This is a genomic window from Flavobacterium sp., assembly GCF_027482425.1.
Taxonomy (GTDB): Bacteria; Bacteroidota; Bacteroidia; order Flavobacteriales; family Flavobacteriaceae; genus Flavobacterium.
In genome coordinates, this window is record NZ_JAIXWA010000022.1 from 26,308 (window position 1) to 38,522 (window position 12,215).

The 12,215-nt window shown below is 42.4% G+C and carries 11 protein-coding genes; 8 read left to right on the plus strand and 3 right to left on the minus strand.

The genetic code is table 11. The features are described from left to right. Nucleotide 1: 1 nt before the first annotated feature. On the minus strand, nucleotides 2-925 hold the full coding sequence (locus Q0037_RS01905) for a hypothetical protein (protein ID WP_297514601.1): 924 nt from the start codon (nucleotides 923-925) through the stop codon (nucleotides 2-4). A gap of 167 nt (nucleotides 926-1,092) precedes the next feature. Between Q0037_RS01905 and Q0037_RS01910 the strand changes: the two genes are divergently transcribed. The 3 genes from Q0037_RS01910 to Q0037_RS01920 all read left to right on the plus strand — a co-directional run bounded on the left by Q0037_RS01910 (nucleotide 1,093) and on the right by Q0037_RS01920 (nucleotide 4,519). After that, nucleotides 1,093-2,112, plus strand: a complete 1,020-nt coding sequence (locus Q0037_RS01910; protein WP_297514603.1) for an SIMPL domain-containing protein — start codon at nucleotides 1,093-1,095, stop codon at nucleotides 2,110-2,112. A gap of 6 nt (nucleotides 2,113-2,118) precedes the next feature. Beyond that, a complete protein-coding gene (locus Q0037_RS01915) occupies nucleotides 2,119-2,625 on the plus strand; it encodes a hypothetical protein (protein WP_297514606.1) in 507 nt (168 codons plus the stop codon). Nucleotides 2,626-2,698: 73 nt separating this feature from the next. Further along, a complete protein-coding gene (locus Q0037_RS01920) occupies nucleotides 2,699-4,519 on the plus strand; it encodes a chloride channel protein (protein ID WP_297514610.1) in 1,821 nt (606 codons plus the stop codon). A gap of 162 nt (nucleotides 4,520-4,681) precedes the next feature. Here Q0037_RS01920 and Q0037_RS01925 read toward each other — a convergent pair whose 3' ends face one another. Then, nucleotides 4,682-5,203 carry a hypothetical protein gene (locus tag Q0037_RS01925; RefSeq protein ID WP_297514613.1) on the minus strand — a complete coding sequence of 174 codons (522 nt, stop codon included), beginning with the start codon at nucleotides 5,201-5,203 and terminating at the stop codon, nucleotides 4,682-4,684. A 295-nt stretch (nucleotides 5,204-5,498) separates the two neighbouring features. After that, nucleotides 5,499-6,083, minus strand: a complete 585-nt coding sequence (locus Q0037_RS01930; protein ID WP_297514616.1) for a hypothetical protein — start codon at nucleotides 6,081-6,083, stop codon at nucleotides 5,499-5,501. A gap of 371 nt (nucleotides 6,084-6,454) precedes the next feature. Between Q0037_RS01930 and uvrA the strand changes: the two genes are divergently transcribed. The 5 genes from uvrA (at nucleotide 6,455) to Q0037_RS01955 (ending at nucleotide 12,146) form a co-directional block, all read left to right on the plus strand. Next, the gene (uvrA, locus tag Q0037_RS01935; protein WP_297514619.1) at nucleotides 6,455-9,286 is read left to right on the plus strand and encodes an excinuclease ABC subunit UvrA; all 2,832 of its coding nucleotides are present in this window, start codon (nucleotides 6,455-6,457) and stop codon (nucleotides 9,284-9,286) included. A gap of 178 nt (nucleotides 9,287-9,464) precedes the next feature. Further along, nucleotides 9,465-10,187 carry an alpha/beta hydrolase gene (locus tag Q0037_RS01940; protein WP_297514731.1) on the plus strand — a complete coding sequence of 241 codons (723 nt, stop codon included), beginning with the start codon at nucleotides 9,465-9,467 and terminating at the stop codon, nucleotides 10,185-10,187. A gap of 24 nt (nucleotides 10,188-10,211) precedes the next feature. Then, nucleotides 10,212-11,135 carry an alpha/beta hydrolase gene (locus Q0037_RS01945; RefSeq protein ID WP_297514623.1) on the plus strand — a complete coding sequence of 308 codons (924 nt, stop codon included), beginning with the start codon at nucleotides 10,212-10,214 and terminating at the stop codon, nucleotides 11,133-11,135. A 137-nt stretch (nucleotides 11,136-11,272) separates the two neighbouring features. Further along, nucleotides 11,273-11,644 (plus strand): hypothetical protein, encoded by a 372-nt coding sequence (locus Q0037_RS01950; protein ID WP_297514625.1) that lies wholly within the window; start codon nucleotides 11,273-11,275, stop codon nucleotides 11,642-11,644. Between the two features lie 145 nt (nucleotides 11,645-11,789). After that, complete coding sequence (locus Q0037_RS01955; protein ID WP_297514628.1) at nucleotides 11,790-12,146, plus strand: ABC transporter substrate-binding protein; 357 nt, start codon at nucleotides 11,790-11,792, stop codon at nucleotides 12,144-12,146. The last annotated feature ends 69 nt before the right edge of the window (nucleotides 12,147-12,215 follow it).

Here is a 12,215-nt window from a genome sequence, read left to right on the forward strand (position 1 = left end):
GTTATTCTTGTTTGATACGGATTGCTTTGAGCCTTCCGTCGGGTTCATTTTTTATATCTACAATCTCCCACCGTTTTAGTACGGGCGTGGGAATAGTAAGCTTTTGAACAAATTGGGGTTTATTGTAAAACTCCGTCCCCAATCCGTCTTTCAACATCACCATCACTTGCAACTCATCGGAAAGAATGTGTTGCAATTGTATCTTTCGTTTTTGCCAATCGGTAATATCGGCTTTCAAAAAGGCTTTCACCATCATGGCGTAATCGTCGGGTTGCAACGTTATTACGGGCGGTGTTTGAACCGAGGAACTTGGGGGAATTTGCACGATGGTATCTTTATAAAATGGACTTTTCACTAACACCTTTAGAGGCTTTTCTCTCACTTTTGCCTCAAATTGTTGTGGAGTCATCGGTTTGACCGCAGTGGTATTGGTCGCATCAAAGACTTGAACTTCTGTACTGTCCACGGTTTCTTGGGTATATTGATTTTGCAATTTTACAGGAGGCATTTTCGTTACTTTTTTTTCTGGCCAAAGATAATAGGCTACCGCCAACAGCAAGAATCCTATCCCTATTCCCCAGAAATATCCTCGTTTTGAACGATTCGTTACTTCTTTTGAAACTACTGTTGTGTTCGTTGCGAGGGGTTCAAAAATAAATTCATCCCAACTCGACACGCCCACAAAACGACACAACACATGGAGCATGTTTTTTCGGGGCAACTTCGTATTTGTCTCGGGTTTCAAATGAGTATAAATCCACTTTTCGCTCACCGTTTCCTTGCATTCCTTTTCCAATAAAGCAATCAGATTCAAAATATCCTGCGATGAAAAGGTTTTCCAGTCCCCTTGAAAATACGGATAATCCTGACGGTAGCGCTCAAGCACTCGTCGTTTCAATTCCTGAAAATGTTGCATTTCATTCATGCCGCGGTTCAAAGGTAGGAGAACAATGAAAATTGCTGTAGAAATTTCACTGTAAATTCACTGTAAAAATAACCAAATAACTTTACAGTAAAGAGAAAGTCGATTTGCTAAAGGTTGGAAATCCGGCCCACTACTTTTGGGTCATCAAATTTTAAAAATCAAATCACATGAACACAAAAGTAATTTTAGCAGCAGCCCTATGCACCACTTTATGGGCCACCGCACAACATTCAGGCAATGCGAATTATAACGAAGCATCGGGCAATGCCAACTACGAACTTCAAAAAGGTAATGTCAATTACGGCAATAATTCGTATTCGGTCAATAGGGTCAATACCTTACAAACCACGTCGAGTACCGAAAATGAGATGGTAATAGTCATTAAAGGAATTTACAACGAAAAAGCGACCACACAAGTCGCCACCTTTAGCGTATTACAATTGGGAAAATCGGCCGAAGAAGCCACCAATTTAATGGATGAACGCATCAACAATGTCATCAAAGAATTGGATGCGTATAGTAAAGATATTGTAGTGATGACCGACATGATTTCGTTTGTCCCCACGTATGAATATGCGGTAGAGAAAAAAATCTTCAATCCCAAAACCTACAATGAGAAACCCTCGGGCTTTGAGTTGAAAAAGAACCTCATCATTCGCTTTCGCACCAGTCGCGATATGGATAAAATCATTTCTATTTGCGGTAAAAATGAAATTTACGATTTGGCCAAAGTCGATTATGTCACGGTCAATTTTGATCAAATTCGCGCCCAAATGCAGCGCAAAGCCTTGGAACAATTCAAAGAAATGACGGCCAACTATTCATTATTGATGAACATGGACTTGAGTAAAAAAGAAAAAATATTGCAAGAAGGTTTCAACGTGTCATACCCCATGGAAAGTTACCGCAAATACACGGCTTATGCCCAAGCTTCGGCCAATTTTGACCCAAAAAGTTCAGTAAACGATATTAAGAAAAACAGCACCGAATACTACAATCCCGCACTCATGAAAGACCACAGTTTTGTGATCAATGGCGATATTGCCGAACCTTCTATTCAGGCTTTTTACGATTTGACCGTTCGTATCAAACTCAAAGAAGACCAACTACCGAAAAACACCATTATTCGCAACAACCGCTATTACATTGTGACACCAGCGGGTGATATTAAATTATTGAATTTATAAGAAGTAATGATGAAAGTATTTTTTGCATGTATTCTTTTCTCCCTCCAGAGTTGGAGCCAGGCATCGGGTTCAAGCGCATTTTCCTTTACCCTATTGTTTGATTGGAAATTTCCCGTAGAAAAGATCAAAATGTATGTGTATGAGAAAAATGGTAATTACATCGAAAATGTCCATTGTATGACGGATAAAGAAACCAATTCCATCACCGTTACAGGTGGAAACCATTACATTGTAGGGGTTAAATTTCCCTCCTTGGTATGCGTTTATGAAGGGGTGGTTTATCGTAGCGATACGGTTCTAGAAAAAAACACACTATTTTACCTCATCACCAACGGCATGGAATCACTTTCGCTTGAGGAACCTTTGTTTTTTTCAGATAAAAATAAAATTATCGAAGTCAAAAGAAGACTGAAAGGCGAATCATTTCAAACAGAAATCCTCAAACATGACGATTTGCAATTTCTCCCCATGTCAAGTGTCCATATTTCAACAGAAATGGTACGATTAAACTAAACAAAAGGGAGCTACGGTTCCCTTTTTTTTTGTTCCCAACGAAAAAGAATACCTTTGCAGTTCAACAAAAACTATGAGCAATCGGAAAACAGCCAAGGTATTGCTTTGGATACGAAAAAGAATGCGTCAATTCGAGACGGTTTTCTTTATGGCCAAAGCCGTATTATCCGAAGGGAATTTCATCTACCTTTCGAGTGTGGCCGTAGCGATTTCTTGTGCCTTGGCGGTGATTGTTTTGAAAAACTTTGCCCACAATGTATTCTTATTTGCCAATTACGTTAACCAATACCTCAAACTCCCTTACGCCAACAGTATCTTCCCGATTATCGGAATCCTGCTGACCGTTATTGTGATTCGTAAATTCTTGGACGGTTCACTCGAAAAAGGAAGCTCACAAATTCTCTACGCCGTGGCCAAAAAAGGGGGCATTTTACCCAAAAAACAAATGTATGCTCAAATCATTACGAGTTCATTGACCGTAGGTCTGGGTGGTTCAGCCGGTTTAGAGAGTCCTATTACCATTACCGGTGCCGCCTTTGGGTCCAATTACGCCCAAAAGTACAAACTCTCGCAAAAAGACCGCATCCTATTGTTGGCTTGTGGTGTAGCTGCCGGAATTGGTGCTGCCTTCAATGCTCCCATTGCTGGGGTATTGTTTGCCATCGAAGTGGTATTGACCGACGTGAGTATATCGGCTTTTATCCCGATTATGATTTCAGCCGCCACAGGAGCTTTGGTATCCAATATCTTATTGAGTCAGGATATTTTGCTGAGTTTTAAAGACATCAAACCTTTTGATTACCATAACATTCCTTATTACATTCTACTCGGATTAGCTGCCGGATTTGTGTCCGTGTATCACGCGCGTAATTTTAGACGGGTCGAACATTTTTTCAACCGCTATAACCTCAATTCGTACCGCCGTGCATTAGTAGGAGCTTTTCTTTTGGCGGTTTTGATTTTCTTTTTCCCAACATTGTTTGGAGAAGGATACGAAAGCATCAAATCCTTATCTTCTGCCCATCCCGAAGTATTGCTGGACAATACCTTATTGGAACAATTCAAATTCAGCGAATGGATTGTACTCGGGTTCGTCGGACTCATCGTTTTTTTAAAATCAACCGCAACGGGACTTACGCTGGGTTCGGGAGGTAATGGTGGAAACTTTGCCCCATCGCTTTTCGTTGGGTCGTATTTGGGCTTTGTGGTGGCCAAAACCATGGCCCTTACAGGCATCAACCACCACTTACCGATTGCCAACTTTACCATGGTGGGAATGGCAGGAATCTTGAGCGGTCTCTTTCATGCGCCTTTAACAGCCATCTTTTTGATTGGCGAAATTACGGGCGGTTATGATTTAATGGTTCCCTTGATGATGGTGTCGTCAATCAGTTTTGCCGTGTCCCGAAAATTTGAAAAGCATTCGATGGATGTCAAAGCCTTAGCCGACAAAGGCGAAGTGTTTACGGGCGATAAAGACAAAAACGTACTGTTGAGTATTGACTTTTTATCCCATATCCAAACCCACACCAAAACCTTTCAATTGACCGATTCTGTAGAAGCAGTTATCGAAGCCCTCCAAACGTCCTCACAACCTGTATTTGCTGTATTGGACGATAAGAAGAAAGTTATCGGTGTACTTGACCTCAACCATTTAAAAACGATGGTATTTAATCCCTACCGCGTGAAATTTGGCAGCATCGAAGAATGGATGCAACCCCTAGAATATGTGGTCAATCATGATGACGGTATGGAGTTGATTATGGAAAAATTTGATCAATCCCAATGCCCTACGCTAATCGTTTTGAAATCAGGAAAATACTACGGCTTAGTCGACAAATGCGCCTTACTGGAAACCTACCGCAGTACGTTGAAAGGACTGGTGATTGAGTAGTTAGGAGTTATGAATTATGAGTTATGAATTATGAGAAGGGAAATAATGAACTCTAATCAGACTATTTAGAATTGACAATTAGCAAATTCTAAATCTCACACGTTTCTTCAAATAGTTAGCACTGCTGATCACTAATTCCCCCTTTGGGGGCTAGGGGGCTTACTACTTCGTCTTCTCCCCTACAAAATAATCACTCTGACTTTTGAATAATACATTAAACGTAGTCAAACTGCCATAAATGCGGGTGATGTATTGTTGCAATTCTACTTTTTCAGCATCGTCGAGGGTACTCGCATTAATTTTTTGTTCCATGACCCGCAGGCGATCGCGTACCATGACAATTTTATGAAAAAAGGTATCGATAGGCACCTCTTTATTTTGAGTGGGCGTTCCGGGTTCCATGATTAGCTTCCCACCTTTCCATTTGTCGGCAATCGCAACCGCCGGTGTCAAGTCGCTCCAACGTTGCAACAAATTCTTCATCACTTTCTCCACCTCATAAAAACTCACCGTATCCACTTCACCATCAATCGCTTCAATCACTTCTACGGTCGAATCTAAGTCGATGGTTTCCAAGCCGCTCTCGATAAACGTTACCCAATAATGTTTGGTCGTGACATTGGTGACTACGCCCAAACCGTGCTCGGGATGCTTGATACGGGAACCGATACCTAATAATTTCATGGTGTTTTGTTTTAAAAGTACAAGTCAAATATAGCGAAAAGCGTACAGTTTGGAAATCCCATTTTTTTTAATTTTCATCCCCTCACTTCAGGAATTCACATAAAAACACCACCCTTTTAGAACAGCACAACCGTTTTTTGTAGGCCATCCAAATTTTATAATTTGGAATCACCCCAAAAAAAACAACCGCACTAACCCCGTAGTTTCGGGAGTTTAAACGAGGGTGTTTTTTATGAGTTTTATGATTGGGGGTTGGGAGGGGTTGTGTGACACGTATGGCTGTTACCAGCAGTATTTACGATATCCACGTTTTTTCTATCTTTACAACTTTCCATTTTCCTTTTTCCTTTTTCAAATAAACTTTGTAACCAAGCCCACATTTTCCGCCACAATCATATGAAACATTTAGTGTTCCATTTTCTTTTTTAGCGTCAAACTTGATTTTAGAAAATGACATTACACCAATAAACTTTTTATATTTTTCTGACCAGTTTTCTAGTTCAATTTTCTTTGGAAGTTCAGCAAAGTCTTTAAAAATGAACTTTGGGTTGGTGAACTTATTTAAATCAATTTTTCTTGTTTTCTCTACGGCGACAACCAATTCCGCTGTGTCTTTTTTCAATTCCCTTTCTACAGCTAAAAAGGCAGAATCATTTTCTTCACCTTTTCTAGGAATATGTGTGTAAAGTCTTTTATCAATATAGGTTTTGTTTACAACCTGCAAAAAAACTTCATCAAAAACCTGCTGTTCAGTTTCTGTTTCGGATTGTTTTTTATTGCAACTAATAATTACAAAAAAAAGAAGAAAAAGTAGTTTTGCGGTTTTCGTCATAATATTGATACCAACATCACCCTGTGAAAAAACAGCACAGCCTGCCAAACAAATATATGAAAATGTTGATAAGGAATAGTACTACTGCAACACCCTCAAATTGTTTTCCTTTAACAGGAGAAACACGTAACGATGATAAAACCCTCTTTTTTGACTTAAAAAACGTCCTGATAAACAATCCAAATTTTACGATTTTGAACTACCACTAAAAAACCTCGCTTTCCCCTTAGTTTCAAGGCTAGTCACTCATCACTTGTCACTCTAAAATCTAAAGACTAATCACTAGTTACTAGTCACTAGTCACTAATCACTCTAATCTCAAATCTCAAATCTCAAATTCTAACAACCAACAACTAATTCCCCCTTTGGGGGCTAGGGGGCCAACCAAATTCCTTACCTTTGCACTTTCCCTAAAAATCATGAGCGAACAACTCGAATCCATTGAAATCATTGGTGCCCGCGCCCATAATCTCAAAAACATTGACCTGACTATTCCGCGGGAGCAACTCGTGGTCATTACCGGACTCTCGGGTTCGGGAAAATCGTCCTTGGCCTTTGACACCATTTATGCGGAAGGACAACGCCGCTATATCGAAACCTTTTCGGCTTATGCCCGGCAGTTTCTCGGGGGACTCGAACGTCCCGATGTCGATAAAATCGACGGACTCTCCCCTGTTATTGCGATCGAACAAAAAACAACGAGCAAATCGCCCCGCTCCACCGTGGGAACCATTACCGAGATTTACGATTTCTTGCGCTTACTCTTTGCCCGAGCGGGAGAAGCCTACAGTTACAACACCGGAGAGAAAATGGTATCCTACTCCGACGAACAAATCAAAAACCTCATTATTGAACAGTTTTTAGAGAAACGCATCAACATCCTCGCGCCAGTCATTCGGGCACGGAAAGGACATTATGCTGAACTGTTTCAACAAATCGCCAAACAAGGTTTTGTCAAGGTTCGCGTCAACGGGGAAATCAAAGACATTACTCCTGGCATGAAACTCGACCGCTACAAAACCCATGATATCGAAATCGTCATCGACCGAATGGTACCCTCCCACGACGAGGACACCCACAAACGCCTCGCCGAGAGTATTAAAACCGCCATGTACCACGGCGAAAATGTTATGATGGTTATCGAACAGGAACAACAAGACGTACGCTTTTTTAGCCGCACGCTCATGTGTCCCACCACGGGCATCTCCTACCAAAATCCTGAACCCAATCTGTTCTCGTTCAACTCCCCCAAAGGAGCCTGCGAAAAATGCAACGGTCTCGGAACCATACATGAAAAAAAAAAAAAAAAAATCATTCCAGACCCTCGAATTTCGATTGCCAAAGGCGGATTGGCCCCACTGGGCGAACTCAAAAACTCGTGGATGTTCAAACAGTTGGAAGCCATTGGTGAAAAATTTGGGTTCAAACTCACCGACCCCATCGAAAAAATTCCCGAAGAGGCCATGGACATGATGCTCAATGGCGGCAACGAACGTTTTACCGTAAAAGCCAAAGCTGCGGGCGTCACCAAAGAGTATAAAATTGAATTTGAAGGCATTGCCGCCTTTATCAAAAACCAATATGACGACAACGCCTCGGCATCGTTAAGACGCTGGGCCAAAGACTTTATGGATGAAGTGGGTTGCCCCGAATGCCATGGGGCCCGCTTGAAAAAAGAATCGTTGTATTTTAAAATCAATGATAAAAACATTGCCGAGCTCTCCACCATGGACATCGCCGAATTGACCGCATGGTTTCAGACATTACCTCAAACCCTCTCGGAAAAACAAAAGGTGATTGCTACTGAAATCCTAAAAGAAATCAATGACCGATTGAAATTCCTCATGGACGTTGGCCTCAATTACCTATCCCTACACCGCAGCTCGAAGTCACTCTCTGGCGGTGAAGCGCAACGCATTCGCTTGGCAACCCAAATCGGGTCGCAATTGGTTGGTGTGCTCTATATTTTGGACGAACCCAGTATTGGATTGCACCAGCGCGATAACGAGCGGTTGATCAATTCGTTAAAAAGTTTGCGCGACATTGGCAACTCGGTCTTGGTGGTCGAACACGACAAAGACATGATTGTAGAAGCCGATTATGTAATTGACATCGGACCCAAAGCAGGGCGGTTTGGCGGAGAAATCATTAGCAAAGGAACCCCCAAAGCGTTATTGAACGAAACCACCATTACCGCACAGTATTTAAGTGGAAAAATGGCAATTCCAGTGCCCAAAAAACGTCGGGAAGGCAACGGTAAATCGATAAAATTGGTGGGCGCTTCTGGAAATAACTTGAAAAATGTGACCGCGGAATTCCCGTTGGGGAAATTAATTTGCGTAACCGGAGTTTCAGGCAGTGGCAAATCGACCTTAATCAACGAAACGCTCTACCCCATTTTAAATGCCCATATTTACGATGGCGTGAAGCGACCGATGCCGTATAAAAAGATTGAAGGACTCGAACATGTAGACAAAGTCATCGACATCGACCAAAGTCCGATTGGCCGCACCCCGCGTTCCAATCCAGCCACGTATACCGACGTATTTTCAGAAATACGTTCCCTATTTACCCAAACTCCTGAAGCAATGATTCGTGGGTATAAGGCAGGACGCTTCAGTTTTAACGTGTCGGGCGGCCGTTGTGAAACCTGCGAAGGGTCGGGCGTGCGCACCATTGAAATGAGTTTTTTACCCGATGTGTATGTGGGATGTGAAACCTGTCAGGGCAAACGCTTTAACCGCGAAACCTTGGAAATTCGCTACAAAGGCAAATCCATTTCCGATGTATTGAACATGACGGTCGATGAAGCGGTGGACTTTTTTGAAAACATTCCGAAGATTTACCGTAAAATCAAAACCATCCAAGATGTAGGATTAGGGTATATTACATTAGGACAACAGAGTACAACCCTTTCCGGTGGAGAAGCCCAACGGATTAAACTGGCCACCGAATTGTCCAAAAAAGATACGGGTAATACGTTTTACATTATGGACGAACCCACTACGGGCTTGCATTTTGAAGACATTCGGGTATTGATGGAAGTGATTCAAAAATTAGTGGATAAAGGCAATACGGTATTGATTATCGAACATAATTTGGATGTCATCAAATTAGCGGATCATATTATTGATGTCGGACCCGAAGGCGGAAAAGGCGGTGGACAAATACTATGTGTCGGCACCCCTGAAGAAGTCAGTAAACACAAAAAAAGTTATACTGCACGTTTTTTAGCGAAAGAACTAAAGTAAAGTTCAGTGTTCAGTGTTCAGCCCCGAAGGGTCGGGATCAGTGTTCAGTGTTTAGTGTTAGTAAAACTAAATTATAGTACCTAACGAAAGTCTAACGTCCGAAGTCTAGTCACTAGTCACCCCCGAAGTTTCGGGACTAGTCACTCATAATTCATAACTCATAATTCACACCACCCACATATCCCCCTTCCCCAACCGTCCCACTATCGTATTCTTGCACGATTCGTTGGGGTGTATCGAACTCTGGCGTGATTTTCCGGAGCGGTTGGCGGCGGCCAACCAATGCAATTATTTGGTATACGATCGGTTGGGGTATGGAAAATCGGGACCGTTTAAAAATCCAACCCGCGACAAACAGTATTTGGAGGCTGAGGCAGCTATTTTACACCAACTTTTAGTCGAACACAACCTCGAGAAAGTCATTCTCTTCGGACACAGTGATGGGGGTTCGATTGCCCTATTGACGGCAGCCCTATTCCCCGAGCGCATTCAAGCCCTCATTACCGAGGGGGCCCATGTTTTTGTAGAGGAAGTGACGCTGGAAGGCATCCGGGCGGCACAAGAAGCCTATACTACCACCGACTTACCCCAACGCTTAGCCAAATACCACGGTGCCAACACAGATGCCCTGGTTAAGGCGTGGACCGAAACGTGGCTATCTCCAGCCTTTCGGGATTGGAACCTTACCGCTTTTTTACCTCAAATCACTTGTCCCGCCCTCATTATTCAAGGTGAAGACGACGAATTTGGGACACCAGCGCAAGTCGAAGCTGTAGTGGCCGGTTGTTCAGGACCTGCCCAAGCGTGGCTGATTCCGGGCGTGCAACACAACCCCCATAAGGATGTGCCGGAGGAGGTTATTAAAAAAGTAGTGGTTTTTTTGCAACAATCTTTACCTTAGGTGTATATTTACTTATTGAATCGCATGAACATACGCTTTCTTTTATTGTTATTGTGTATAACACCTAAATTGGATGCCCAAACCCTTTACTCCAAAGCCTTTGGGAATCCGCAGCACCCGGCGTTACTTTTTCTGCATGGTGGCCCTGGGTACAATGCCGCGAGTTTTGAACTATCGACAGCGCCCATCTTAGCCGAACAAGGATACTATGTTATTGTGTATGACCGACGTGGCGAAGGACGAAGTGTGGATCCCAATGCTGAATTCTCCTTGGCCGAAGCCGCTGCCGATATCCAAGGGGTGCTCGAAAAATATGCCATTACTAAAGTGCATTTACTAGGGCACAGCTTCGGAGGAATCCTCGCCCTGAAGTTCGCCCGCACCCATCCCGAAAAGGTACACTCCGTAGTTTTAATCAGCGCTCCCCTCGATTTACAGGAATCCTTTCAACACATTATTGCGCAATGCAAAACGATATATGAAACCAAAGTAGATTTGGTCAACTTAAAGTATGTAGGACTTTTACAAGAAATGGACCCGCATTCGATGCTGTTTGCCTCCTATTGTTTCCTACATGCGATGCGCAACGGATTCTATACAACGCCCAACCCCACTCCCGAAGCCCAACAACGGTATGCTGCCCTGTTGGAACATCCCGAATTCAAACGTTGGGGCAATACCATGACCGAACAAGCCCCGTTGGGATTTCACCAAAATGATGCCTATACCCAATTGAAATTATATGATTTAATTGAGCAAGTACTTCAAAAAAAAGTACCCGTTTTCGGGTTTTATGGCGAAAATGACCGATTGTACCCCAAAACCCAACGGCAAACCCTAGAAGCACTGCTTCCGCAAGGGCATTTTAAAACCTGGGAGCGCTGTGGCCATGCGGTGTTTATCGATCAACAGGCACTATTTGTAGAAGCGCTGCGTCAGTTGCCTTAACGTTCAGAATTAATTTTAAAAAAAATTAAGAAGAAAGCTACTACTTTGTGTGGTTTTTTTGATGTTTGCAATATTCCTTCTATTTTTGCGGAGGATTAAAATTTTTGTATTTCTAGATTGTAATTTAAATTTCTGCCATGAAGCACTTCTTTCTAAAAACCCATTTATTCTGGATTCTTTCCAAATTTATGTTGGCCATTGCGGGTATTGGCGGATTCATTAGTATGTGGTCGTTGGGAATTTTTCGGGATCATTTTACCTTGATGGCCAATGGTCTTTTGGTACTCTACGGTTTATTATTGGGCTACAGTGGCTATGCCGACATTCGCAGTATTCCTCCCAATACGGTAATTCGCCTCATCACAGGTACCTTGTCTGTGGTCTCTGGACTGGCGTTGTTGTTGCTTATCTTTTTGCAACATGTTCGCAACCCTTTTATGACCTTATTTATGGCATTGTGGGTAATTATGTTGGGCCTTTACGAATGGGCACAACTAGTTCGTGAATAGCAGCTAAGAATTTCTTTTTTTATAAAATAGACCGCTGCAACGAATTGTAATTACCTTAATTTTTAAACATTCGTTAAAGTCGCCGCACGTTATTCTTTCCCTTGTATCTTTGGGTGCAAACCATAAAATTTCTCACTTACACAGCATGGATACATTAAAAATTGCCTTAGACTGGACGCCCAACGTCAATCACCTTGGCTTTTTTATCGCCAAAGAAAAAGGATTTTATCAAGAATTGGGAGTAACGGTTTCATTCCTCAACCCACAAGAAGATGATTACCAAACCCATACCTATCTGTTGAAGTGGATTGATGCCGATTCTTTTATCATTATTGGCTACACCCAACCTGCCGAACCTACGGCTTTGGAGAGCGAAATGCTGAAAGGGTACACCCCATCGTTTAATCTCACGGGCGCTGACAACGGCACCTTTCGATTTGTCTTGGGCGATCAACACCAAGCCGATTGCATTTACCGCGGGAGCTTGATTCCCATTCCATAAAATTGGAATTTGAGTTCTTGAGGATAGAAATCCTTACTTTTGTGGATAGACTATTTTTCGTAATTAAAT

What these genes read in the sequence shown, in the direction of transcription:
- Q0037_RS01905 (WP_297514601.1), bottom strand. Translation starts at nt 925, where the DNA reads ATGAATGAAATGCAACATTTTCAGGAATTGAAACGACGAGTGCTTGAG.
- Q0037_RS01910 (WP_297514603.1), top strand. Translation starts at nt 1,093, where the DNA reads ATGAACACAAAAGTAATTTTAGCAGCAGCCCTATGCACCACTTTATGG.
- Q0037_RS01915 (WP_297514606.1), top strand. Translation starts at nt 2,119, where the DNA reads ATGATGAAAGTATTTTTTGCATGTATTCTTTTCTCCCTCCAGAGTTGG.
- Q0037_RS01920 (WP_297514610.1), top strand. Translation starts at nt 2,699, where the DNA reads ATGAGCAATCGGAAAACAGCCAAGGTATTGCTTTGGATACGAAAAAGA.
- Q0037_RS01925 (WP_297514613.1), bottom strand. Translation starts at nt 5,203, where the DNA reads ATGAAATTATTAGGTATCGGTTCCCGTATCAAGCATCCCGAGCACGGT.
- uvrA (WP_297514619.1), top strand. Translation starts at nt 6,455, where the DNA reads ATGAGCGAACAACTCGAATCCATTGAAATCATTGGTGCCCGCGCCCAT.
- Q0037_RS01945 (WP_297514623.1), top strand. Translation starts at nt 10,212, where the DNA reads ATGAACATACGCTTTCTTTTATTGTTATTGTGTATAACACCTAAATTG.
- Q0037_RS01950 (WP_297514625.1), top strand. Translation starts at nt 11,273, where the DNA reads ATGAAGCACTTCTTTCTAAAAACCCATTTATTCTGGATTCTTTCCAAA.
- Q0037_RS01955 (WP_297514628.1), top strand. Translation starts at nt 11,790, where the DNA reads ATGGATACATTAAAAATTGCCTTAGACTGGACGCCCAACGTCAATCAC.